This window comes from Psychrobacter sp. Ps3, assembly GCF_022129275.1.
GTDB classification, from domain to species: Bacteria; Pseudomonadota; Gammaproteobacteria; order Pseudomonadales; family Moraxellaceae; genus Psychrobacter; species Psychrobacter submarinus.
In genome coordinates this window covers 72,811-99,059 of record NZ_JADQAL010000001.1, presented here as the reverse complement: position 1 = coordinate 99,059, position 26,249 = coordinate 72,811, and the positions used below count along the sequence as shown (strand labels likewise).

21 protein-coding genes are annotated in these 26,249 nt (G+C 44.1%); 9 read left to right on the top strand and 12 right to left on the bottom strand.

The window, feature by feature from the left end; all coding sequences use genetic code 11:
- Positions 1-38: 38 nt before the first annotated feature.
- The gene (gene queC / locus I3248_RS00435; RefSeq protein ID WP_025647393.1) at positions 39-818 is read right to left on the bottom strand and encodes a 7-cyano-7-deazaguanine synthase QueC; all 780 of its coding nucleotides are present in this window, start codon (positions 816-818) and stop codon (positions 39-41) included.
- Positions 819-1,158: 340 nt separating this feature from the next.
- Between queC and ttcA the strand changes: the two genes are divergently transcribed.
- A complete protein-coding gene (ttcA, locus tag I3248_RS00430; RefSeq protein ID WP_238062178.1) occupies positions 1,159-2,223 on the top strand; it encodes a tRNA 2-thiocytidine(32) synthetase TtcA in 1,065 nt (354 codons plus the stop codon).
- Positions 2,224-2,355: 132 nt separating this feature from the next.
- Here ttcA and I3248_RS00425 read toward each other — a convergent pair whose 3' ends face one another.
- From I3248_RS00425 to ccoN, 6 genes are all read right to left on the bottom strand, one after another.
- Positions 2,356-2,940: a FixH family protein gene (locus tag I3248_RS00425; protein WP_201601097.1), complete on the bottom strand. Its 585-nt coding sequence runs from the start codon at positions 2,938-2,940 to the stop codon at positions 2,356-2,358.
- A 150-nt stretch (positions 2,941-3,090) separates the two neighbouring features.
- Entirely contained in the window at positions 3,091-4,503 is a 1,413-nt protein-coding gene (gene ccoG, locus I3248_RS00420) for a cytochrome c oxidase accessory protein CcoG (RefSeq protein WP_238062142.1), read from the bottom strand.
- Between the two features lie 306 nt (positions 4,504-4,809).
- Entirely contained in the window at positions 4,810-5,910 is a 1,101-nt protein-coding gene (gene ccoP / locus I3248_RS00415; RefSeq protein ID WP_238062177.1) for a cytochrome-c oxidase, cbb3-type subunit III, read from the bottom strand.
- A complete protein-coding gene (locus I3248_RS00410) occupies positions 5,910-6,089 on the bottom strand; it encodes a CcoQ/FixQ family Cbb3-type cytochrome c oxidase assembly chaperone (RefSeq protein WP_025647383.1) in 180 nt (59 codons plus the stop codon). Before I3248_RS00410 ends, ccoP begins: the two co-directional genes overlap by 1 nt.
- A complete protein-coding gene (gene ccoO, locus I3248_RS00405) occupies positions 6,089-6,727 on the bottom strand; it encodes a cytochrome-c oxidase, cbb3-type subunit II (protein WP_025647381.1) in 639 nt (212 codons plus the stop codon). The genes I3248_RS00410 and ccoO overlap by 1 nt, the downstream gene beginning before the upstream one ends.
- Before the next feature lie 9 nt (positions 6,728-6,736).
- Positions 6,737-8,218, bottom strand: coding sequence for a cytochrome-c oxidase, cbb3-type subunit I (gene ccoN, locus I3248_RS00400; RefSeq protein WP_025647380.1), 1,482 nt, complete (start codon positions 8,216-8,218; stop codon positions 6,737-6,739).
- Positions 8,219-9,371: 1,153 nt separating this feature from the next.
- Between ccoN and I3248_RS00395 the strand changes: the two genes are divergently transcribed.
- Entirely contained in the window at positions 9,372-9,761 is a 390-nt protein-coding gene (locus tag I3248_RS00395) for an SCP2 sterol-binding domain-containing protein (RefSeq protein WP_238062141.1), read from the top strand.
- Between the two features lie 183 nt (positions 9,762-9,944).
- Here the strand turns inward: I3248_RS00395 and I3248_RS00390 are convergent, their stop codons facing one another.
- Positions 9,945-10,913 (bottom strand): hypothetical protein, encoded by a 969-nt coding sequence (locus I3248_RS00390; protein WP_238062140.1) that lies wholly within the window; start codon positions 10,911-10,913, stop codon positions 9,945-9,947.
- Positions 10,914-11,429: 516 nt separating this feature from the next.
- Here I3248_RS00390 and I3248_RS00385 point away from each other — a divergent pair.
- From I3248_RS00385 to I3248_RS00375, 3 genes are all read left to right on the top strand, one after another.
- Entirely contained in the window at positions 11,430-12,668 is a 1,239-nt protein-coding gene (locus I3248_RS00385) for a lipoprotein-releasing ABC transporter permease subunit (RefSeq protein WP_238062139.1), read from the top strand.
- A 158-nt stretch (positions 12,669-12,826) separates the two neighbouring features.
- On the top strand, positions 12,827-13,507 hold the full coding sequence (lolD, locus tag I3248_RS00380; protein ID WP_025647375.1) for a lipoprotein-releasing ABC transporter ATP-binding protein LolD: 681 nt from the start codon (positions 12,827-12,829) through the stop codon (positions 13,505-13,507).
- A 182-nt stretch (positions 13,508-13,689) separates the two neighbouring features.
- Positions 13,690-13,995: a hypothetical protein gene (locus I3248_RS00375; RefSeq protein ID WP_025647373.1), complete on the top strand. Its 306-nt coding sequence runs from the start codon at positions 13,690-13,692 to the stop codon at positions 13,993-13,995.
- Between the two features lie 22 nt (positions 13,996-14,017).
- Here I3248_RS00375 and I3248_RS00370 read toward each other — a convergent pair whose 3' ends face one another.
- The gene (locus I3248_RS00370; RefSeq protein ID WP_238062138.1) at positions 14,018-14,593 is read right to left on the bottom strand and encodes a DUF2062 domain-containing protein; all 576 of its coding nucleotides are present in this window, start codon (positions 14,591-14,593) and stop codon (positions 14,018-14,020) included.
- A 327-nt stretch (positions 14,594-14,920) separates the two neighbouring features.
- Between I3248_RS00370 and I3248_RS00365 the strand changes: the two genes are divergently transcribed.
- From I3248_RS00365 to I3248_RS00350, 4 genes are all read left to right on the top strand, one after another.
- Positions 14,921-18,001 (top strand): ComEC/Rec2 family competence protein, encoded by a 3,081-nt coding sequence (locus I3248_RS00365; RefSeq protein WP_238062137.1) that lies wholly within the window; start codon positions 14,921-14,923, stop codon positions 17,999-18,001.
- A gap of 384 nt (positions 18,002-18,385) precedes the next feature.
- Complete coding sequence (sppA, locus tag I3248_RS00360) at positions 18,386-19,447, top strand: signal peptide peptidase SppA (protein ID WP_238062136.1); 1,062 nt, start codon at positions 18,386-18,388, stop codon at positions 19,445-19,447.
- 152 nt (positions 19,448-19,599) lie between these two features.
- Entirely contained in the window at positions 19,600-20,493 is an 894-nt protein-coding gene (locus I3248_RS00355; RefSeq protein ID WP_025647366.1) for an alpha/beta hydrolase, read from the top strand.
- Between the two features lie 67 nt (positions 20,494-20,560).
- A complete protein-coding gene (locus tag I3248_RS00350; protein ID WP_238062135.1) occupies positions 20,561-21,382 on the top strand; it encodes a CPBP family intramembrane glutamic endopeptidase in 822 nt (273 codons plus the stop codon).
- Positions 21,383-21,478: 96 nt separating this feature from the next.
- Here the strand turns inward: I3248_RS00350 and dusA are convergent, their stop codons facing one another.
- From dusA to I3248_RS00335, 3 genes are all read right to left on the bottom strand, one after another.
- Complete coding sequence (gene dusA, locus I3248_RS00345; RefSeq protein WP_238062134.1) at positions 21,479-22,450, bottom strand: tRNA dihydrouridine(20/20a) synthase DusA; 972 nt, start codon at positions 22,448-22,450, stop codon at positions 21,479-21,481.
- 230 nt (positions 22,451-22,680) lie between these two features.
- Entirely contained in the window at positions 22,681-23,982 is a 1,302-nt protein-coding gene (locus tag I3248_RS00340; protein ID WP_238062133.1) for an MFS transporter, read from the bottom strand.
- A gap of 145 nt (positions 23,983-24,127) precedes the next feature.
- Positions 24,128-25,834, bottom strand: a complete 1,707-nt coding sequence (locus tag I3248_RS00335; protein ID WP_238062176.1) for a phospholipase D family protein — start codon at positions 25,832-25,834, stop codon at positions 24,128-24,130.
- Positions 25,835-26,249 lie beyond the last annotated feature (415 nt).

The window sequence follows — 26,249 nt, the reverse complement described above, 5'->3', positions numbered from 1 at the left end:
GTTGATTGATGCCGCTGTTTGATAAAAAGTCAGTATCTCTATCCAGCTTGGTAATGAGTAGGGTCAGTGACGCCAGCTTGAGCAAAGCCTTGGCGACGTAGCGCACAGCTGTCACAAACGCCGCAAGCAAGTCCGTTCACATCTGCACGGTAGCAAGAAATCGTTTGTCCATAATCAACGCCCAATGATAGACCAAGCTCAATAGTTTGAGCTTTGGACAGCTTTTGTAGTGGGGTTTGGATAGACAAGCGATGACCGGTAACGCCCGCTTTTGTCGCCAGATTGGCCATGTGCTCAAATGCTTCGATATACTCTGGACGGCAATCGGGATAGCCAGAGTAATCGACTGAGCTGACCCCAATGACGATATGATTGGCATCAGTCACTTCAGCGACGGCTAGAGCATAAGACAAAAAGATTGTATTACGTGCAGGCACATAAGTATTAGGGATAGCATCGTTATCGATTTCATCGTGCTTTTTATTAGGGAATTTGTCGGTATCGCCGTCTGGTACGATCATGCTGTGATCGGTGAGTGATGAGCCACCAAGCTGGGCGATATCAATGTCGATAATTCTGTGGTTGACGCCTGCTGTCTCAGCAATGCGCTTTGCTGCGACAAGCTCACTATTATGACGTTGCCCATAGTCAAAGCTGACCGCTGTCACCGAGGCATAGCGTGCCTTTGCCCAATACAAACACGTCACCGAATCGAGACCACCTGATAAAAGCACCACGGCATTTTGGTTTTTGTGAAGAGTATCGTTGCTGTTGGACGCTTGATTCATTGAGGGATTCTGCAAAGTAACGTTAGTCATAGTAGTATCTATTATTGGTTTACGAAAACGCCATTTTAGCAAAAATACGGTTATTACAGAACCATGAAGCGATCAATCACGCGTCACAAAGGCGACAAAGCCATATCCAATAATATCCTGATAAAATACAGTCTGTATTACTGTCATCTTTTCAATCTGTTAGCATTATTTGTTATAATCGCAGCTTTTAAAGCAGCGACCATCTCGCATCATTGACGGTGCTTTATAGCAAATCGCTTTATAGTAAAATCATCCTTATAAAGATATTGAGTAACTTATGACCACAGCAACCTTGTTTACGCCAGACAACCCTTCTCAGACCAACGATGTGTCTGATGATATGTCTAATGAAGCAGGCTTTAATCGTTATAGTATAGAGGCCGATGCTGAAGAGGATAGTAATGAGGATAGGGCTGCTGACTCACAAGCACCGACTGAATCAGCGCACTTTCGTAAGCTACAAAAAAAGCTACGCCGGCAAGTGTCTGCAGCGATTCAAGATTTTAATATGATTGAGGACGGCGATGTAGTCATGGTCTGTGTCTCAGGCGGCAAGGACAGCTATACTTTGCTCGATATTTTACTGCTGCTAAAACGTGTGGCGCCGATTCATTTTGATGTTGTGGCAGTCAATTTGGATCAAAAGCAGCCAGGCTACCCAGAGGAGGTGTTGCCTAATTATCTAAATGAGCAAGGAATAGCGCATTATATCTTAGAAAAAGACACGTATAGTATTGTCAAAAGCGTAGTACCAGAAGGCAAGACTTACTGTTCAGCGTGCTCACGCTTACGTCGCGGCTCGCTTTATGGCTTTGCCAAACAAATCGGCGCCACCAAAATCGCTCTAGGTCATCACCGCGATGATATGCTAGCGACTTTCTTTTTGAATCTCTTTCATGGCGGCGCGCTAAAGTCTATGCCGCCCAAGCTTCTTAGTGATGACAAGCAAAATGTTTTAATCCGGCCACTGGCTTACGTACAAGAAAAAGACATCATCGACTATGCGGCGCTAAAGGAGTTCCCGATTATTCCTTGCAATCTATGCGGCAGCCAAACCAACCTGCAACGCGCTATTATCAACGATATGCTACGCGAATGGGATGATGCTCATCCGCAGCGCTTGGCTTCTATTTTTAAAGCCATGCAAAACGTTGCGCCGTCACAATTAGCCGATCGCGAGCTATTCGATTTTGAAACGTTGGCCAGTGAGCGCGATGATAGCGAGCGCTTATTTGAAGGCGATAACATTCAAGTCGGGCAGCAAAGCAGTCTTGATGAGATAGGCTTGCCGACTGAGCCCAAAAAACAAGCTTTTAGCGCCAGCAGCCCAGATAAAGAGCATTCGATAGCGACAAATAAAAGCCAGCAAAGCACAAAGATTCCTACCATTAATCCAGTATTATAATTTGAATAAACGGTGGTTAACTTAATAGTATTTATAAACAAGCTAGCCCTTATAAACAAGCTAGCATTCATAAGAAAGCCAGCTAACCGTGCAAGTTAGCTGGCTTTTGCTTTAAGGACTTTAATAACTCTATTAAGAAGTTTTTTCAAACACCGGTAGCGGATCGAAGCTGACCTCCGCACGCGGCAGTTTTGCCACATCTTGCATACGCCAATCATCACTGCCTTCGTTACTGACTTGTAGATAGTATTTGGCTTTTAAAGGGTCAATGTCCGCTTGCGCGGTATATTTATTAGCGCCTTGATGCTCTAATACCACATCACGATCTTTTTTGATGTCCGTGGCATGAGAGATGGACAAGTTCAGAGTATCAGGATAAGTGACTGGCTCACCGTTCAATAAGGTGCCTGATTGTAGACTCTGCTCGGGATAATTCAAATAAAAAACGATCTCGCCTGTGTCAGAGAACTGCATTTGACCATGCAAATCTAAATCGTAAGTGAGCTTATCACGTGAGACATCGTGATACAAAGTCTTGCCATCCATGTACCAGTCATCACGTACTACGCTATCACGGATTTGATAGGAGTAATACACAAAGAAAATACAAGCCACTACCACAAACGCCGGTAGACCAATAACAAAAATAACCACCATGTAATTCTTGTACCATGGCTGGCTATCTTGATGTTTAAAGTTCGATGAGGAAGTAGACATAAAATACCTATTAATAAAATAGCGTTTAATACATAGATAAATGTCCTACATAAGATAATAGCCACTTATCGAATATAAGACATGCAGTAAATTTAAGCAAAAGATCAGCGCTATGTGAATCATCTTATTGGAAGCGCTGACCCTTATTGGCTACAACTGACCTTGTGTGGTAAAGACATTGTCTTTACTGACTTTATATTGACCATCTTCGCTCTCAACATGCAGCGTCACAGGCGTTTGTCCTGGTTCGACAACTTCTGGGTCCCCATAAATGCTAACGGGCATATCAAAGCTTTCACCAGGCGCTAAAGGAACATCATTGAAGCGTAGCTGCAAACTCAAACCGTCTTCAGGCGCTAAAGTAATCTTGTAAGTATGCTCATCCTGCGTTTTATTGGTGAGTTTGACCACGTAGCTGTTTTCAATCATACCTTGCTGATTTAAGGACGACAGCTGGTTACGGTCGCGGCGTATATCGATCTCTAGTGGCACCCGATCGGTTAGCGCAAAGATTAGACCGCCGCACAGTATCGTCAGCAATGCCAGATAAGCAAATAGGCGTGGACGCAGTACACGGCTCGGCTCTTTTTCGGCCAATTGCCGCTCGGTTGTATAACGAATCAGCCCGCGTGGATAGCCAACTTTGTCCATAATCTCATTACACGCATCAATACAGGCGGCGCACTGAATACAAGCAACTTGCAGGCCATCACGAATATCGATACCAGTTGGGCAGACCTGCACACACATGGTACATTCGATACAGTCACCCAGCTCTTCAGGGTGTGTGCCTTTTTTACGCGCGCCGCGAGGCTCGCCGCGATCGTAATCATAAGAGACAATAAGCGTGTCTTTATCAAACATCACACTCTGAAAGCGGCCATAAGGACAAATATGTACACACATCTGCTCACGCATATAACCGGCATTGGCATAAGTGGCAAAGGTAAAAATAAATACCGATACCCATATCCATGTTGGCCAATCAGGGAAGGGGATAAACCCTATTGTCTGCCAGCTTTGATAAATAAACTCAGTACCTGAGACATAACTGACAAAAGTAGTCGCGGTAATCAAAGAAAAGACAAACCAGATAAAGTAAATCAGCGAGCGCTTAATGATCTTTTTTGGGCCCATTGGCGACTTATCGAACTTGATACGCTTGTTACGATCACCGATCACCCATTTTTCGACATGCTGATATAGATGTGTCCAAATCGTTTGTGGGCAAGCATAACCGCACCATACTCGGCCGGCATAGACCGTTACCATAAATAGCGTAAAGGCAGCAATGATGGCAAATATAGCAACAAAATAAAAATCTTGCGTCAAAAATGTCATACCAAAGATGTAGTAGTGCTGCGAGGGTACATCGAACCAAATAGCTTGCCTGCCGTCATAACGTAGCCATGGTAATAACAAAAACAACGCCAAAAAGAAATACATACTAATGACGCGGATATTTTGATAAAAACCAGTAACAAAGCGAGGATGCACTCGATGTTTAGTCGCATCGAGGTCTATTTGTTGTACAGGGATTTTATTTGGTTGTGGAGCTGACATAAACTTGCCTCTTTTTAAAAAAAGAATCAATTCGCAGTCTGATTAGACGCTATAGAAAATGTTGTCATAATCATGTTGTTATAATCTAAAATAAACACTAAGCTTTAGAGATGACTATTTTAACATTTCCCTTAATATAAATGGGGGTATAAGCGCAAATAGCAATATCGGTAGCACTATAACCTAAAGATATTCAAAGCGCTTGAGTCATAAAAACGAGTGGACTGCTAACTAAAAAAGGAGAACTGCATTAACAGTCCTCCTTTAGTAAAATGCTATTATTTCTAAACTTGCGTTATGATTGGCTTAATTATTGCTCGTGTTAGCAGTAGATCTATCCGAAAGTGAGTAAACATACGCGGCTAGAAGCATAATACGCTCGTTTCCTAACTTAGTTTCCCACTCAGGCATCACACCGGCACGGCCATAACGAAGCGTCTCACGTACGGTCTCACGATCACCGCCATATAACCAAATATCATCGGTTAAGTTTGGCGCGCCAGTAGAGATCATACCTTTACCCTCTGGACCGTGACAAAGCACACAGTTGGTAGGCTCTTTAAATATACTTTCGCCCTGCGCGACTAAAGTTTGATCCAGCTCACCATTGCTGGCACCGCCTTTGCTAGGGGAGAGTGATAGTACATACTCAGCTACCGAACGAATACCCTCTTCACCAAGTTGATCACGCCATGCTGTCATACCACCCACGCGGCCTTTATGTAGTGTCGTCAAGATGTTTTCAGGCGCGCCGCCATACAACCAAGCGTTATCTGTTAAGTTAGGATAGCCTACCGCGCCTTTGGCATTAGAACCATGACAGACCGCGCAGTTTTGTAAGAATAAGCGACTACCGACTTTTAAGGCATTCGGATCTTGCGATAGCTTCTCAACCGCAGGCGCAAGCGCAGCGATTCTATCATCAATCTGAGTTTGCAGATCTGCAGGCGGCTCTTCACTACGACGCAGTGTCGTCTGTAAGCTGTTAAGCTCGTCCAAGACGGCTGTCGCATCACTCGCACCAGCTTTTGCTAAGATGCTTTGCTCAAAGTTATCAGTGAAGATCTGATCGTTAGCTTCAAGCTCACTATATAGCTCGTTTTCTGAGGTCCATGGCACCGTTTCGCCATCAACTTCAACGGTAGCTATACCGTTCCAGTTTGTTGGTTGGATAGCTGGAAAGAAAATCCAGTAAGCCGCGCCCCAAATAATTGAACCAAAAAATATCACTAACCACCATTTTGGTAGCGGTTTATCATATTCTCGAATACCATCGTAACTGTGTCCAGTAGTACCGTCTTCTTCGACATCAGGCTTATATTTGAGCACAAATAATAAGACGCCAAGAATACCGGCCCAACAAGCGATACTGAGTATGGTAATCCAAGAACTCCAAAAGAATGTCATCATTTATCCTTATTGCGCTGCTCATCAGACGAATCATCACGGATATCGTCATCGAGCGCAAGTTGTGCATCTTCTTCGAAGCGTTTTTTGTTTTTTGGCGAATAAGCCCACCAAGCAACGCCTATAAAGGCGATGAAGGCAGCAACAGTTGCAAATGTTTGTAATTCACCAATACCCATTAGCGCTGTCCTTCCATCGCTGTACCTAGTTGCTGTAAATAAGCGACTAGAGCATCAAGTTCTGTAGCACCAAGTACGAGATCAGGAGCGCCTTCGATATCTTCTTCAGTGTAAGGAACCCCAAAGCGATCGCGGAATAAGCGCATTTTGGCTTGCACCTTGACTCCGTCCACTTCGTTAGTGGCAAGCCATGGGAAACCTGGCATAACAGACTCAGGTACTAGCGACCGAGGATCAATCAAATGCTGCTTTTGCCAGTCTTCTGAATAGCGACCACCAACCCGTGCTAGATCAGGACCAGTACGTTTCGAACCCCAAAGAAAAGGGTGATCCCACGTCGATTCTGCCGCACGAGAGTAGGGGCCATAACGCTCAACTTCAGCCCGCAGAGGTCGAACCATTTGCGTGTGGCAAACGTGGCAGCCTTCACGGATGTAAATGTCGCGGCCTTCAAACTCAAGCGCTGTCCAAGGCTCCATTGCAGGAAGCGGCGTATTGACCCCGCCATCCTCTGGATTCTTGTTATCGTATATTAGCGGCACAATTTCGACTAGCGTTGCAAAGCTAATAGCGATAACGATAAAGATGACCAACAAGCCTGTATTTTTTTCAATAATTTCATGCGGTGTACCAGCCATGATCGCTCCTTATACTTTAGCTGTCGAAGTTTGGTCAACACTAGGTTCATGATCCGTTGGGTCAGCGATATCGACAGGCTTTCCTTCAGGCATCTTAATAGTACGATAGACGTTATAGGCCATCACAAACATACCCGATACATATAATAGACCACCAAATGCACGGCCGATATAAGGGAAGTGTGAGAACTCAACCGTATCGACAAAGCTGTATACCAAAGTACCATCAGGGTTAGTCGCAAGCCACATCATGCCTTGACCGATACCTGAAATCCACATCGAGACGATATAAAAAATAGTACCTGCTGTTGCCAGCCAAAAGTGCGTGGTGATTAGACTGACAGAATACATTTTGGGTTTATTATAGATACGCGGTAGCATGACATATATCGAACCAATAGTAATCAAACCAACCCAGCCCAGTGCCCCTGAGTGAACGTGACCTACCGTCCAGTCCGTGTTATGTGAGAGCGCGTTGACTGTCTTAATAGACATCATTGGCCCCTCAAACGTCGACATCGCGTAGAACGATAAAGCGACAATCATAAAGCGAATAATCGGGTCAGTACGTAGCTTATCCCAACTGCCAGACAAGGTAAGAACACCGTTAATCATACCGCCCCAAGAAGGTGCGAATAGGATGATAGAGAACACCATAGCTAGCGACTGTGTCCAATCGGGTAGCGCTGAGTAATGCAAATGGTGACCACCGGCCCACATATATGAAGCAATCAACGCCCAAAAATGCACGATAGACAGACGATAAGAGTAGATCGGACGACCAATCTGTACCGGAACGAAGTAATACATCATCCCAAGGAATGCTGCCGTCAGATAAAAACCAACCGCGTTATGCCCATACCACCACTGCACCATCGCATCGGTCGCACCGCCAAACAGCGAGTATGATTTAAACGCACTAACAGGAATGGCCATGCTATTGACGATATGCAGTAGGGCAATCGTAATGATAAAGGCAGCAAAGAACCAGTTAGCGACATAAATGTGTGAGGTTTTGCGTTTGATAAGCGTGCCAAAGAATACGATAGCATAGGATACCCATACTAAAGCAATCAAGATATCGATAGGCCACTCAAGCTCAGCGTACTCTTTACTTGACGTCAAACCTAGAGGAAGGGTAATAACGGCAGCAACGATAACCGCTTGCCAACCCCAAAAGGTAAACCAAGCTAAATACGGGGCGAACAATCGAGTCTTACAGGTACGCTGTACGATGTAATAAGAGGTTGCGAACAGGGCACAGCCACCGAACGCAAAGATAACCGCGTTAGTATGCAGTGGTCTTAGACGACTAAATGTCAGCCATGGAATGTCAAAGTTAAGTGCTGGCCACGCCAATTGTGAGGCAATGAAAACACCGAGACTCATGCCGACGATGCCCCAGATGACAGCCATAATCGTAAAGAATCTTACGATAGTGATCTCATACTCGCGGTCTATAGGGGCGACTGCTGTGTTTTGTAAACTCATTGGATGATTCCTTTACAGCCTAAATTATCAACAGAATTAACTAAAGCTTTGCGGTATCCAAAAGATAGCAAGGTTAAGAGGCGATGCTATCAGCTGAATAGGGATTGCGGCGCATGCTACTGTCAGGCGTATCTATCACTGTAACGAGGTATTAACTAGTGAGCCAAACTCTTGCTATCTCAGCGTTGACTGAGCGGAAAAATAGCCATAAAGGCCAATAATACTATTGAGCAAAGTAAGGATGATTAATATATCGTTAAAGTTAATAAATCTTGTCATACTCAGACCGTAATTATTCAATTGAATGACTAATTTGGGTTACTAAGTCTGATTATTCAGTTTAGTCGCTAATATTAACTACTAAAATCAGTGGTTAGTTCAATGATTAACTTAGTAGTTATCGTAGTGAGTATCTAAGTATTAAGCTACAGTAACTGGGCTCGTAAATATCGACTAGATAACGATTGACCGAGTATAGACTGAAATATAAGTGGATCTTCATCCCTCTTATAAGCTAATGAAAAGTAGATATATGCTAGCGACTGCTGACAAAAAACACGCTCAGGTAACGTTTAGTTAAAACTCCCGACTCTGTTTAAGGGTATTGTAACGCAATCTTAATCAAATATCATCAAGCTGTTGCCCCAAAATACAAACTCTTTGGTAAATAATTTATCGGACAACTTATCTTAATGGGCTTTTGAAACACAAAATAGCGGCGCCACCTCAGTACTGTTTAAGTCTATTGAGCGCATACTGGCACTGTTATATTTGCATGGGTAAAATAGCATTAAGTGTTGAAGGTATCTGGTTTTTGGCTGATGCCACAAGTAAGACCTGCTAAATAAAAGCTAAGCTATCAATTTTGTAACTATTTGGTCATTAACCATGAGATTGGGTTTTACTTCTAGTCAAACTCACCCTTATAATAAAGGCGTATAAATAGTTTTATGACAATAACTACCACTCAATATACTTGTGTAAACTACCACTCAATATACTTGTGTAGACGCTGTTTATATCAATGTCTATGTTTATAGATTCGATGCGTAGCTTGGGGTCAAATCAGTAAGATGACCTCTGTGTCTATTAGTACCGATGATAAGATAAATATAATAAGTATCAATAATAAGTATTCACTAAGGATAAGAATATGGCGGTTTTTTTAACGGATAACTGGTTTGAAGAAGTAGAAAAAATGGGCAATGAAGCCGGTGAGCTCAACCTTCCTCCTGCACTAGAGAACATGGTAATTAACCTAAAAGTCACAGACGGCGATGAGGTGATAGAAAGTCATTTCGCTAATGGCTTATTGCATAAAGGTTTGAATGCTGAGGCAACGACAACTTTGCTGCTAGACCGTAATATTTTGCAGTCAATCATCACGGACTTCGATATGAATGAGATTATGGGTGCCTTTATGAGTGGTAAAATTCGCGTCGAAGGCGATATGTCACAGCTGATGGCGCTACAAACCGCTCGTCCAAGCGATGAGCAAAAAGCACTATTTAAAGATATCAAGTCAATGACGACGCTGGCTTAGTTTTTAGCGTGGTTTTTAGCGTGTGCTACGCGCTAAAGGGTGTTGAGCGTTATGAGTAATACGTTGCAACTATAGCTCTTTAAAGTCGAAGCCCCTGACAATATTAATCTTTGAAAGTATAAGTTAAAAAAACCCCAAACGTCATGTTTGGGGTTTTTTTATGAAGCATTATTAACGGCGTTTTTAGCTGGCTGATTTTGCTTGTTCGTGCTGATTTTCTTTATAGATCGCTGCTTGTAGCCAGATATTTGCTTGCACATAGTCGTGTACTGCAATTGCTTTTGTCTCATCGGTCTCACAAGCGCCAATACGAACCACAAAAGGATCGGCGTCTTGTTCACGCAGGATCACAACATCAAACAAGATAATAGGCTTACCATGAAAGACAGTTTGCTGCTTGCCTAGCACTTGCCCTTGACACCAAGCTTCATCTTCTTGACCTAAAGTGTCGCCGAATAAATAGGCGCACATATGACCTAGATTAATCTCTACGGGTGCCATCTGCTCTTTTGTCTCAGGTTGCCACTCTGCAATTTGCTGCTGCAGATCGTCAGGCATTTTGCCGTCGTTAGCGGCGACGATATCGTTAAAAGCGCGATGATAGCGAATGGCTTCCTCGTCTTCGACTTTAATCACCTCGTTTTGTTCGCTAATTGAGATCTCATGCGCCCAAGCACTAAAGTTTATAAAGTATGAGGTGCCTTGCTGGTATTGGTGACGGTTGGCAGTATAGAGTTGATCAAACGCATAAATGATACTGCCATCACCGCTACGTAAACGCAGTACGGCATCGTGCGAGTTGTCATTGGCAATAATACGCTCGATTTTGCAGTTCAATCCATAGGGGCTATCGACGCACGGGTAGGCGTTAATGAAGCGTTCTGGTCGACCCTCTTTCATAGCTAAAACTTGATTGATATGGCAGGGCTGATCTTCAGACAATAAGAGACAGCTGTCTGAGGCGCTCACATTGCTATTAAGGCCTTTTGGGATAGCTGCATGCTCAATCATTTGCTGTAACCATTCGGGCACATCCTGACTCATATCATCAGTCAAGATACGCCAATGATCAGCATGACCAGCAGTCTGTTCGTCGGATAAGGTGGTTTTGGTAGGGGCTTGTACGTTTTTATACTGATAATTAATGGTCATGAGAATACTCAAACTTAAAACAGTGATAAGGTTGGATAGTGAGCGCTAAGTATTATGTCATGCATCCAAGCGCATAGAGCACGATATGTTGATATCAATAATATTTATATTATAGTTAAGCGATGCTGGCTGCAATGTCGTCACGCTATCCGTTATACCACAATGATGGGTTAATGACATTTGTCTTTAGCATACAATATATAGGTATGATGGCAAACAATAGCAAGCCCCTGCCAAAAAATAATCATAAACCAAGCGGTTTTGCCAAAAAACCCCATTAGTTTATGCTAATCATTGGCACATATTCATAAAATTGTGTCAAACTATCCCCTTTTTTTGGCAGTCTTATTACTCTATCAGGGTGTTGATGGAGTAAATACCCAGCAGATCTGTCTAGAACCCTATTTATATGCCTGTTTATTTGGTTACAAAGCTTTATTCGTCCTATTCGCCTTATTTGTGTAAGGCTGCGGTCACGATAGAGAAGCGCATATAAATAAGATAAAGAGTTTGACTATGTTTCGTCCTTTAGCATTATTTATTGGCTTGCGTTATACCCGAGCTGAGCGCAGTAACCGCTTTATCTCCTTTATATCTTTGATCTCCATGATAGGTTTGACCTTGGGAGTAGCTGTCCTGATCACGGTACTATCAGTGATGAATGGCTTCGATCGAGAGCTAAAAACCCGCATACTCGGTATGGTGCCGCAAGCGACCGTTACCTCATCTGAGGTGATTAGTGATTGGCAGCCATTAGCTGATCGTATCAAGACTGAAGATCCAGAAGTGGCAGCAGTGGCCCCCTTTATCCAGCTACAAGGTATGCTAACAGCGAACGGTCAAGTCGCGGGTATTATGGTCACGGGTATCGAGCCTGAGTATGAGAAAAACGTCTCCATTATTAATAATCATATGATGGAGGGGGATATTGATACCCTACAAAGCGGTGATTTCAATATCGTTTTGGGTGAGGAGATGGTGCAATCGCTCGGTCTGAGTATCGGTGATAAAGTCACTTTGGTGCTACCAGAGGCTTCGCCATCACCAGCCGGCGTTATACCTAGGTTTAAACGCTTTACTTTGACGGGTATCTTTAATATTAGCCCAGACGTCAATACTTTAGCTGCCTTTATACCGATGAATGATGCAGCAAAGCTATTACGACTACCGGATGGCGCGCAAGGTATTCGCTTGAAGCTTGATGATATCTTCCAAGCGCCCACAGCCGCGCAAAAGGCGGCTAGCATAGCGCCGCCTCAGCTGTATCCTAGTGACTGGACCCAAACCCATGGTAACTTGTTTGGCGCGATCCAAATGGAAAAAGCGATGGTCGGCTTATTGCTGTTTTTGATTATTTTAGTAGCGGCTTTTAACATCGTTTCAAGCTTAGTGATGCTAGTAACAGACAAAAAAGCCGATATTGCTATCTTAAAAACCTTTGGCGCGTCGCCGCGGCTGATTACGCAAGTATTTATGGTGCAAGGCGTAGTAATTGGCGTTATTGGTACAGTCGCTGGGACGATACTAGGGGTGATATTTGCACTGACGGTTAGCGATATCTTGGGCTTTATCAATCAAGCTTTTGGTCTGCATTTATTCGATGCTTATTTTGTCAATTATCTGCCTTCACAGCTACGTATAGTCGATGTGGTATTGATTACTGGTGCTTCGTTTATCCTGAGCTTCTTAGCGACTATTTATCCGGCGCGCCGAGCAGCTAAGATTCAGCCAGCCCAAACATTGCGCTATGAGTAACCAAGGTAGTATGCAACTGTAACAGGATTGTCGATTGTCGATTGTCTAGATTATAGTTTGATTTAAATACAAATAATGATACAAACCGGACGCTATATTAGCCTAGACATCAGTGTCGATATAGAAGCGGTAAGCTATTAAAGAATAAAGGAAGCGCTATGTCAGTTATTTTGAAGGCAAGCAATATTAACAAAATCTATGATGATGGAGCGGTACACACCCAAGTACTCACGGGTCTGGATCTCAATATCAGCGCCGGCGAGCGTGTGGCTATCGTCGGTACTAGTGGTTCGGGTAAAAGCACTTTGTTGCACTTATTAGGCGGCTTGGATACGCCCACTAGCGGTGAGGTGTGGCTACATGGTCAGCGTCTTAACGATATGAATGAGACAGAGCGCGGTGCGATGCGTAATCAGTATCTGGGCTTTATTTATCAGTTCCATCATCTGTTAGCTGAGTTTACCGCTATCGAAAATGTCGCTATGCCGCTACTGATGCGCCCAAAAATATCGACTACTGAGGCGCGTCAGCAAGCGATTGAAATCTTAGAAAACGTAGGCTTAGGTCATCGTTTAGAGCATCGGCCTGGCGAGCTATCTGGCGGCGAGCGTCAGCGGGTAGCGATTGCTCGTGCACTGGTAACTAAGCCATCGCTGATTTTGGCCGATGAGCCGACGGGTAACTTAGATTATGATAATGCGCAAAGCGTGTTTGGGTTGTTATCAGAGCTGCAAAGCACAATGAAAACCGCGCTGCTTATGGTGACTCATGATCGCAGCTTAGCCGCGCTTGCCGATCGTCAGCTGTTATTGCGTAATGGTCATTGGGAAGACTATTAAGGTGCTCGTTTATTAAGTTATTAATTTACTAAGTCATTAAGTTGCTCGTTTACTAAGTTATTAGGTCATATCGAAGCAACTTAGCCGCCAGAAAAGCTACGATAGCAATAAATAGTCGCTGTTGTTTTTAACATCAATCGATAGTATCGTTTTGCTATTATTTACTTTTGAGGAGTGACATTATGGATAAGGGAGATGACCCAATTGCTGCTTTTGGTAGTGCAGAAGAGGGAGATGAGCCTTTACTGCCTTATATCGATGTTCAAGCATTTGAGCAAGTCGATAGAGAGGCACAAAAAGAGCAATTGGCTGCCATTTTTGATGCGATTACTTTAGCGGGGGTGGATTATTATTTAGAAGTACAGCAAACGCCGACAGCTAAGCAATATACCTTAACCAAAAATGACAAGGCCGTCACCACGCAGGTAATGGATAATAATTTTAAAGATAATATCCTCGAGGCATTGGACGAGCATCAAAACAATTAGCATGATTTAAAGCATTAGTACATCAAGGTTTAGGCATCTTGTCGGTTCGCAGGCGTTGACGCTTTTGCCAACTGCTGACAGTCTTATAACGCCAAATGCCTTTGAAGGCTAAGCCGCAGATAATACTACTAACAATAGCTAAGATAGTCAGACCAAGACAAAACGCAGTAATCGATACTGCACCTTTATAAGTGATAAAAGGATTGGCACCGTCCGACAATACCCATAGACTAAAATCAGCAATCATCCTACCAATCAGCCGTAAGCTAATCATCGGCACATCAATAATCTTTGCGCCAATATAATAGCCTGTGTAAAAGATGGGCAGCGTCGTCAGCGGGTTAGTAATCCAAGTCAGACCCAGCGCCATAGGCACATTTGCGCGAAAAATAAGCGCACCGATTAAGGCCAGTAGCATCTGGCCCGGTAGCGGAAAAAAAGCGCTAAGCACGCCGATATACACCGCTTTATTTAAGCTGTGGCGATTGAACTGCCACAATCTAGGGTCGCCTAAATGCGGCGCAAAGAACTTTAAGCTGCGGCTTTGTAAGATTTGTTCAGGAGTAGGAAGTAGGTTCTTCAGACGTTTTTTTGACACATGCCTGCCTTTAGTCGTTAATTACAGCCCGCTGCTAAAAAATAAGCCAATCGGTAGGCAATTACGTTGTAAGTCAAAAGTATATCATTATTAATAGTGCTATGATGAGGGGATAGCGACTGAAAGCTTATGAATAAGCTGTTGATAAGTGTTTTTACCGCGATACTTTATTACAAAATCTTTATTATAGCGATTTGGTTATAAAATAGTATAAGGTAATCGTAATAAAGGCACAAATGCTATGGTCAGCGCCAAGCTTAGATAGCGAACCGCTATTGCATCGGCTCTATGCTTAATCCTAGCATAAATTCACATTAGCGAGCGAGGATGTCAATGTATTGGGGAGTTGGCGCGCTAATAATAAGTGTGATGGCAGCTGTATTGACCAAAGCTGCGACTATACCCTTGCCGCAGAGCTTCGCTTTCTTAGATACTAGTCACTATCTGCTTTTACCTAGTCTACTTATCATCATTACGATTCTACTCATCTTATTAAATCAGCGTCTAAGCTTACCTTCATCAGATACTTCTGTTAACAGTCCCCCAAAACTATCTTCAAAATCAGCCTCATCAACTGCTCGTATACTTAGCTTGCTTCAACCGCTGCGCTATCTAATTGTAGCAATCTTGGCACTAGCCTTAATCGTTGGTAGCTTGCTACAAGCGCTTACTGCTCATCAGCAGTTAGAGCGTACCAAGATAACAGCGTCCGAGCGCGTGCAAGCCTGGGTGACCATTGAAGGCATCAGTGATAGCGTGTACGACGCGACGATGAATAGCGGCTATCGGCAGGTCGCGACTTTAAGCGAGATAGTGCCGTTAACCGACGATCTTAGTGCTGAACAGTTGGCTAAAAAAAGCGTTGAGAGTAAGGCGGATGATATCCTGCAGTCAGGTGGCGCATCATCGAATCAGCGGGTACTGCTAAGTTTATATCCCAATAAAGCCAATGATACTGCTAGTGTCGCTAGGTTAAATCGCTTACAGCCGGGCGAGCGCATATTGATGAGCTTAACGCTCGCGCCATTAGTCAGCTCCGAGCAAGCGCTCAATAACCCAACTGGCTTTGATAGCTATCGCTGGCTACGTGCCCGTCACATCGATGGGACTGCGACGATTATTGCGCTCAGCTCAGCCGCTACTAGCTATTCGAATCAGTCGACGAGTGCAGCTAGTACTGTTAGTGATTCGGCCTCTAGTTGGTCGCGGCTGCGTAACACTATTGATAACTGGCGTTTGCAGTTACGTCAGCACTTTTATCAAGACTGGTCTACTAAAAGTGCTGCGAAACAACAAGCAGATGCAGTGACGTTGAGTTTGCTGACCGGCGATCGCAGCTTAATCAATCGCGAAACCAAAGACCTGTATCAGCTTGCTGGCATCTCGCATCTATTAGCGATCTCAGGGACCCATGTGCTGTTTTTGGCGATTATATTAGCTGCTATGGTAGTGATGCTGGTCGAGCGCTTTTATCCGGCACTTTATCGCCTGCTGCCGCGCTGGCAAGTACGCTGGTGGGTGATGATAGCTTCCGCTTTTATTTATGCCTTATTTACCGGCTTTGATGTGCCAGCGGCGCGCACCGCTTGGATGTTATTAGCGATAGGCTTAGTACGTCTGACATTAGTGCCGGTCAGTACTCTGCAGGTATTGTTAGCTCTAGCTATCCTAATGGCTTGGCTAGATCCGTATGTGTTATGGCAAGCCGGCTATTGGCTGTCGTTTATTGCTGTTGCGCTACTGCTGAGCTATGAGGATAAGCTGACAAATCAGACTTCGGCTGCGACTAGCTCCTCGTCCTCCGTTATGGCAGCTCAGTCAGTTAAGATCGGCTATAGCTCCAATAGATTAACTGATATGCACAGTAAAGGTTGGCTATTATTTAAGCGTCTCTTTAGATTACAGTTTTGGTTATTTATAGCGCTACTCCCCATTACTTTATTACTGTTTGGCAAGGCATCGTTATGGGGTCTTGTCATTAACCTATTTGCTATTGGCTTATTCGGCTGGATTATTGTACCGCTGAATCTTTTAGCAGGTTTGTGCTATTTAATCTTACCAAGCAGTGCTGATGGCATTTGGGCAGTAGTCAGTGCCATTGTCTATCACTTACATCAATTAATCGAGTGGCTGACGACGCTGCCTGTGCTAGGTAGCGCTTGGTTATACACCCCCGTTAACTTCGCTATGTTACTAATGGCAGCACTCATGCTTTTGCCTTGGCTATTACCGCGAGGGCTTATAAGTCGCTGGGTGTCCTTAGTACCGCTGACGATTTTATCGATGACAATCTATAGTAATCAGCAGTCTTTCTCGCAGACGCCAACGCTTTATATACTACCGACAGGCGATCGTTACATAACAGCGGCGGTATTGCTTTATCCCGCTGATAAAAACCAAGCCGAGCAAAACGATGCTAATAAAAAATCATTAGATCAAGATAAGATAAGTTGGCTGTTTTTGGCCGATCATAGAGCGCAAGGCAAGCGCACTAGGCCAAGTACGCTGAGCGCTGAAAGATTAGCGGAGCAGCTAGAGCAGCAACTACGTACTCTAGCGATTAAAAGTCTAGACGGTATTGTTGTCCAAAGCAGCATGGTCCAAAGCAGCGCGGCCCCTATGGCGACTCAAATGTCTTCTACATCGGCAGCAAGTAGTCGTCAGTTAGCTTCGCAAGAATCATCTTTGTTACCTTTGAGCGTAACACTATTAAGCCAGCAGCTACCGACAGCGCAGTATTGGCAGGCAGGTCGCCATGAGCGACTGCAAGCGCGACAAAGCGTAGCAACAACAACTGACGATAACCGAATTATCAGCGCGCAAGACTGTCAGCAAGGTAAGCAGTGGCAAGCGCCAAACGGTCAATTAAGACTGCTGGCGCTCACTGGTTGGAATGAGATTGATGACGCTAGCATTTGGGATTGTAGTCTAGCTATCGTCAGTCAATCGCCGATTACCGTTGTGCATTATAATGCTAGCAACCCTCAGCAGCCTATTAAAGCGAGCGTGCAGATGCTTGCCAATGATAAAGCCTTAGCTGATTTGTCTGGTTTGTCTGATTTGTCTGGGACTGCTGGGAATAATAGGATTTCCAGTAATGCTATTTCAAGAAATACTGAAGTGAATGATGCTGTTTTAAATAGTACTGAAACTGAAGACACCGCTTTATCACGACTCATTCTCGATGTCGCCACCCATAAGCGCAGTTGGCAACTGTGGTCACTATTATGCGCCGCTGAGCCTTTAGCCTTTAATATGAGCCAAGCAGATTTTAGTGCAACAACTTGGCTTAGTCATAGTCGCTCTGCGGTAACGGCACCGATATTAATAGCGCAGCAGACTAAGCAAGTACTGACTTATGATGAGCAGCCCTTGGAGGTGGCGCTAGTAACTGAGGCTAGTAACTGAGACTCATGAATAACTATAGTCAAGAGCTAGTGAATAGTTAGTCAGTAGGCAGTGAATAGCGAAACCATTAGGCAGACTATAACAGTATCGCTGCAAAATGCTGCAATAAGGTCACATTCTACTATTGAACCTCAGTGACAATGTCACCATACTTAGCAAACCCTCAATCAGTTATAATTCGACGCGCTTTTATAGACGATATAGTTAAATCACTTTAAAATCGATGCAGTGCATCTAGGATAATTTTGCGCAGCCTCTGGCTGCAACGACACAGCACGCAAGGAAAATTAATACCAGTTGCACGTTGATATTGAGCGTATCGACTTTATTTTGAACTGACTATAGTTGTATTTTGCTCTTGATCGATCTTACCTAGGAAGTTATATGCCCAACTGGCCACCAGACCCTAATAAACGCCCTAAAAATTCGGCAAATCAGCCGGCACCGCTGCAGCAAGTACCGGCCAATCAGCCCAGCGGACAAGAATGGCGTCTTATCGAAAAAACCTTATTAGCTAGTGTTGAAGAGCAGCGCCGCTCAAGGCGTTGGAGTATCTTCTTTAAGCTGCTTACCTTTGGTTATATTTTATTATTATTCTTCACTTTTAGCCGCGGTTGTAGCACCAAAGCGCCTACTGGGCTAGAAGGCATGGATACCAGCTCACCGCATTTGGCGGTAGTAGAGCTGCAAGGCGTTATTAGTAATGCCGATATTGCCAATGCTTATGATGTGAACGAAGCTTTGACCCGCGCATTTGAAAACCCCAACTCGAAGGCCGTGGCTTTAGATATTAACTCTCCTGGCGGCTCGCCGGTACAATCAGATGAGATCTGGCAGACGATGATAGATTTGCGCGCTGAGTATCCTGATAAGAAGCTCTATGCCGTCATCGGTGATATTGGTGCTTCTGGCGCTTATTATATTGCTTCTGCAGCTGATGAGATCTATGTGAATCCTTCAAGTCTAGTCGGCTCTATCGGCGTCATTATGCCAAGCTACAATATCGAAGGACTAATGGACAAAGTAGGGGTGGAAGATCGCACTATTACTGCTGGCGAATACAAAGATATCTTAAGCTTATCGCGGCCGCTGACAGATTATGAAGAGCAGCACGTCGAATCGGTGTTAGCCAATACTCATAAGCACTTTATCAATGCAGTAAAAGAAGGTCGCGGCGATCGCCTCAAAGACCCTGAAGCCAATAAACTATTTTCAGGGCTGTTTTGGACCGGCGAGCAGTCTATTGCTTTGGGGCTAGCAGACAAAAAGGGTAGTATCACAAGCTTAGAGAAGCAGCTTGAGCTTGATAACGTAGTCAATTACAGTCCTGTAGACCCGTTTCAGTTATTTATGGATCGCTTTGCAGTGAAACTAGGCGCAGGGGTCGGCTCAAGTATTAACCTTGATGTATTAGGGCAGCAAGAAGGCAATGCTGAGATGCGCTAAGGGTTTGTATATTAACTTAGTTTTGACTCTATCAGTATCCGGGCTGAGCTAGTAAATAGCTCAGCCTTTTGCTATAACTAAGTTTGGTTTTAGTCGTTGTAATCCACCATCCTATAAATATATTTTAATAATCAAAATAATAGAGAGCTTACATGAATGAGAATGACCACAAGGCGCAGAGATTTGCCTCCTTGCCCGTATCAAAGCTAACCCAAAAGCCAGTGCTACATTTCGCGCATGCTAATGGCATGCCAAGCGCCGTTTATGCGCCTTTTTTTGACGGGCTTGCTGAGTTTTTCACGATTGAATACATCCCTATGCTAGGAGAGACAAGCGGCTATCCGGTAGACAATAATTGGCGCAGTCTGACCCAACAGGTCATCGATAGTGTGGCAGAGTCGTGCAAGCGTCATGGCGTCACACAAGTCGTGGCAGTTGGCCACTCTTTGGGCGCGCTGTGTACGTTGCAAGCGCTGTACCGGGCGCCTAAACACTTTAATCAAGCCGTGCTGATGGATCCGCCACTGATATATGGGCGGAGTAGTTTTTTGATGCATGTGGCAAAGACGCTAGATAAAGTGCCGATGATGAACCACCGCTTGATGGACAAAATGTCACCTTCCGGTATCTCAAAACATCGCCGCGATGTTTGGGACAGCCGTGATGACGCTTATGAGCAAATGCGTCATAAAACCTTCTTTAAGAATTTTGATGAGCGTAGCTTTCAGGGGTATATCGAGCACGGCTTACACGAGCGCGCTGATGGCAAAGTAACGTTAGCGATCTCCAAAAAGAATGAGGTGGCAGTGTTTCGAACCAATCCATCCATGTATTGGCTGACTCCTAATGAAGGACCTAAGCCGCCTGCTCAGCTCATCATTGGTGAGGAGAGTATATTTTTGAAACGTAAATTCCCCCAACAAGTCAAAGCGCGTTTAGGGATAGACTTTCAGACGCATGCTGGCGGTCATATGTTCCCGCTTGAGCACCCAGAGTCCGTATCAGCATTGGTGCTTGATATCATTGAGCAGCAGCTGTCTCAATAGCAGTATATCTTAATACTTAAGCTGTTTTATAAAATGGCGTCGCTTATTATTTTTTGAGTTCTTATCTATGTCGAAATCTGCAAACTCACTAGACGCTATACCGCAAACAGCAAAAACGCCGCTATTTTCTTTATGGGAAGCGTTAGCACTGCTGGTGGCAATGGTGTTTGCTTTTTTTGGTAGTCAGCTATTAGGTATCTATATCGCCGGCAAGCTATTACTACCTTCTACTAAATCCCAAACAGCGGCTGACCTGTTTTATTTTGCTAGCGGCAATGGCACCATCGTTAGTAGCTCGATTGTCTTTAGCGGTGTATTTTTGAGCATTTTAATAGCGCTTATTATTCGCTTAAAAGGCGCGCAAGTTAGTGATTATTTAGCGCTCAAGTCGTTCTCACTAAAAGTCGCTATCGGCAGCTTTGGGCTACTATTACTGTTTATGATTGGTAGTCAAGCGCTGACATATTGGTTGGATAAATCCCCTTCGTTGTTCGTTGATCCTTTGTATGATTCGGTCAGCTCGGTATGGCTGTTAATCATTGCGATGGTGGTGATCGCGCCTATCTATGAAGAGCTCGTGTTTCGAGGTGTTATTTGGTCTGCGCTCAAGGAGCAGTTTGCCATAAAGTTCGATAAAACAGAGCTATCAAAAGCTGAAGGTCTAGCACAGTCAGAAGCGCACGGCGCACTGATGGCAAGTTTGATTACCAGCTTAGTGTTCGCGTTGATGCACTTGCAGTATGGGCTATATGAGATCAGCACTATCGTCGTGCTCGCCTTAATATTTTGTTATGCGCGCTACAAGTCAGGTTCTCTTTTTTTGCCGATAGCGCTGCATATCTTTAATAACGGCTTGGCGATGTGGCAGTATCTAGCGCTAGCTGCTTAACTTGATGCGCTTTTATGACTGATTTAGGTTCTAGCTTAACGAATGCTAAGGTTAGTTTTTATCAGCTGATAAGCTTTTACGCGTACGTAACGCTAATTAAATTCCAGGATTTAGCGCGAGCACTTCCGTGGCAGCTCGTTCAATATCCTCAATCGTCAAGCTAGGTTTACCACTCAAAGCCTGTCGCCATCTGCGCGCGCCACTTAAGCCTTGAAACAGACCCAAATAATGCCGCGCCATCGTCGGTAGTGCTTCGCCAAGCTCGATCTGCTGACGCAAGTAAGGGTACATCTCAGCCAAGATATCAGAGCGTTTTGGTGCAGGCTCGCCCCATAAGCTATTCGCTTCTGCGAGCAAATAAGGGTTTTGATAAAAAGCGCGGCCGATCATCACCCCATCGATGTACTTTAAGTGCTCTGCGATATCATCGACGCTTTCGATACCGCCATTAATCTCAATATCAAGCTCAGTAAACTCTTGCTTAAGCCGGTAGACATCCTCATAGCGCAGTGGCGGTATCTCGCGGTTTTGTTTGGGGCTCAGACCTTGTAGCCAAGCGGTACGCGCATGAACGATAAAGCGAGTACAGCCTGCCGCTGCTACAGTTTCAACGAACTCTTTCATAAACTCATAACTATCAAAATCGTCGATACCGATGCGATGCTTGACTGTCACTGGGATATCGACCGCTGCTTGCATATGCTTGACTAAATCTGCGACCGTAGCGGGCTCTGCCATCAGGCAAGCGCCTATCTTGTTATGCTGCACGCGATCAGAGGGGCAGCCTACATTGATATTGACTTCATCATAACCATGCTGCTGAGCAAATTCGGCGCATTGGGTCATATCCGCATTATCAGCGCCGCCTAATTGTAAAACAATAGGATGTTCGCGCTCATCAAAACTCAAGTGCCGCGCGCGGTTCCCGTATATGAGCGCTCCTGTGCTGATCATCTCGGTATACAGATAAACGTGCGGATTAAACAGGCGCGCAAAATAACGATAATCAGTCGTTGTCCAGTCAATCATTGGTGCAACGGATAAGCGTTTATTGGTCATATCTATCATAACTATAGAACTCTTTTTTAAAGCATTTTTAAAGCATTGCAGCGATGTGTATGATTTTAACTAGGTATATAGTAGGTTGTCGGGAATATTATCCGGCGCAGCACTCATTTTGATACGGTTATTTTAATCAAGCATTGAGGCCTGCGTAATAGTACTATATTTATTTCAAATCGAATCGATGGTAGCGTTGACATCATCTTTATCATTCACAGCCAAAGTATATAGCGCTATTAAATCACTCGGTTCAGTTGTCTCGATTCTGGTAGATGATAAAAATATAAACCAACCATAATACTCATCGCACCGATAAAAGCGATATACAGAGCAGGCGAGATGCTGATATAAAAGGTGGCATAACCGAGTGCAAAAGGCAGCAGGCCGCCCACGATCGCATACATCACATTATAAGACAAAGCGAGACCCGTCAGGCGTACATTAGTCGGAAATAACTGTACGAAAATAGCCGGTATCATGCCTACAATGCCAGCAAAAAACCCAAGTAGAGCGTACATAATCAAGATGTAATCGCCGCCAGTTTGCAGGTGATAATAAAAGGCAAATATCTGGCCGATTAATAAAATTGATCCGAAAACCAAAATTTTACCAAAGTTTTCGTGGTTGGACACAATGCCATAAAAGACACAGCCAAAAATCATAAAGACAATGCCCAAACTATGCGAAAAAACAAACAGATCATTATCTAAACTAAAGCTTAACTCGATCAGGCTTGGCAGTAGTAAAGCCACTACCGTCGTGATGCTAGCAATCATAAGGCTGAGTAAGAGGCCCAAAAAGATAGAATGCTTGCAGTACTTAAATAATAAAGTGAGCGGCTGCCTAACGCCTCGTAAAGGTTTTCGGGTTTGCATCTCAATAAAAAACGGTGATTCGTTAATGAAGCGCCATGCCAGTAGAGGTAAGAAGCTTAGCAGAGCAGCGACAGCAAAGGGTACACGCCAGCCATAATCCAACATCTGAACAGGCGTCATCGAGCCGTTTAGCCAGACAAAAAAAGCGTTAGAAAATAACACGCCCACAAAAAAGCTTGCTGTCACATAGCTACAGGCCACCGATAGATACTGACGCGGGACTTGCTCAGCAACATAAATCCAAGCCAAAGGCACATAAACGCCAAACGCCATTCCCTGTATTAGGCGCAAAATAATAAATAAGCTCGGGGCTATTACGCCCCACTGAGCATAAGTCGGTAGTATTGCTATACCTACCATACAAAGCGCGGTTGCAAGCATACTTATAAGCAATAAGGGCTTACGTCCCTTCATATCGCCATAGCGACCAAACAAAATGCCGCCAAGCGGACGAGCCAAATAACCGACAGCAAATAATCCAAGCCCTTGTAGGCGAGTCATGCCAGAATCGATATTGGCTGGGAAAAAAGCAGAAGAGATATAATCTGCCATATACAAGTAAATCAAAAAGTCAAAAAAAGTGATAGCACTCGTCAAGCAGACAAAAATCACCATGTTTTTATCTTTACCAGACATGAGCGCATATTGAGGGCGAGAAGGCATGGTCGATTATTTTCCCATATACAAGCAAAGCATTACAACGGCCATCACAATGGCCGTTGACGATAAATAAAAAGTTAAAATTGAGCGAAAATAAAACAGAGGGTAGATAAAAGGGTGTTGTACATTATTTTAGATTAAAGCTTATTTATAGCAGCCAATCGATAGGTAACCACGACATAATAGTTAGCCAAATATGATCGGATAAGTCCACTCGCGGCTCAGATTCATAGACCTTTTTCTCACCATTTTCCATAGTGTGCCACTGCAAGTGATTATCATCGGTTAATTTGACTTCATAAGCTTGGCTCAATAAGTCGTCACTGAGCGCTTCATGCAGCTGCCGCGCCAGCTCATCGTCATTGATGATAACGCCCATCTCTGTGTTAATATTCGCTGAGCGTGGATCGACGTTATAGGAACCAATGAAGACTTGATGATCATCAATAGCAAAGGTCTTAGCATGCAAGCTAGTTGAGGACTGACTGCGCGCTTTCCACAGCTTGTTTTCGCGATCCTCTTCACTAGCAGTAGATTTTAGCTCATATATCTTGATACCGGATTTGAGTAGCTTAGGTCGCCACTGGCTATAGCCAGAATGTACAGCGGTTACATCGGTGGCATCAAAAGAGTTGGTCAGTATCTTAATATTAATGCCAGAGTCGGCCAGCTCTACTAACGTATCGACACCATCTTTGGTGGGAACAAAGTAAGAAGAGATGATCGTCAGCTCTTTATCAGGGCGCCCAAGCAAGGTACGTAGCTGCTGCACTAGATTGGTATCGGCAGGGACAGACTTGGTAAGCTTACCGACATCGTCACTCAAAAACTGCATATCCGTCCAGCGAAAAGGAATGCGCTTATTTAATAAATCAGTATCGATAGAAGAGTCCGCAATCGCTGACTTATATACCGATAAGCTGCTTTGGTTATCACTTTTCTCATTGGTACCGAGCTGATCGAGTCCCTCGATAAAGTCCGTCGGCCCATCTTCATCTAAAGTTACTAACGTCTCGATATCGTAAGAGATAGGCGCGGACCAGTAACTGCCAAAGCTATTATCAATATCTGCGACTACTTTCCCAATAAGCAGCACATCTAAATCAGCAAATTGACTGTTTTGATCATTACTTAAGTATTCGTTACCAATATTGCGGCCACCGATGATAGTGATTTGCTTATCAAAAGTCATGCTTTTATTATGCATGCGCCGGTTGATACGAGGCAGACCAGTGACGAAGTTGAGCGCTTGAAACTTACGGTGCATCAAAGGGTTAACAATTCTGACCGCTGTATTAGGGTGGCTTGAAAAACGTAATAACTGCTGATCAAGCGCGGCGCTGCTATTAAAGTCGTCTATTAATAAGCGCACGATAACGCCGCGCTCAGCCGCTTCCCATAAGTCTTTTAGCAGCAACTGACCGGCCTGATCATCATGCCAGATATAATATTGCGCGTCGATGTTGCGCGTCGCCATATCGGTCAATATGCTACGAGAGGCAAACGCATTGGCGCCTGTGACAATCGGATGATACCCTGATAAATCAGGATGGATTTTATTTTGCTCACTAATGGTCGCGACTAAGTCAGTATCATTATTGGCATTGGCGGTATCATCAGTTTCGGTATTGACGTTGCTATCTTCCATACCTGAGTCCAAACGTGAATCTGGAGTGATTGGCTCATCTTGAGCCTTTGTCTTATTAGTATACATAGCATTAACCCGCTCAGAGAGCTCTTTGCTCTGTGCTAAGTGCGGCTGCTGCGGTAAGCTTTGACAGCCAACCAAACTCAATGACAACCCAAGAGTAAGGCTCATCGTCAATTTACTAGAATAAACATCCAACATCGACATCATAAGATGGCCTTAATACACTCAAAAGATTGGCTGAGCGGTCTACACCGCGGCTTTAATTAATAGTAATACGCAGTAACAGCAACATCAGTATTAATATCAACATCAACACTGTACTAGTATGACGCTACAGATAATCATATCTTGCTTAGCAAATATATTGTTGGAGCAATCCGCACAGATATTTTTGCCAAGCTTAGCAGGTACAAAGGTATCTGCCTATAAAAAATACGTTAAATTTTTTAATCCGTAGCAGCGGCTGGTGAATAACCAAAAGTTAGAGCCTAGTGACGAAAAAAAGCGTAGTAGGTGTCTGAAAAGCGCAGTCATGATATGATATTGTGCAGTTTAAAACGTTTACCAATAGTAGTATCGATTCTCCTTGCAGCCTCAACCCTCATTACGGAATACTTAT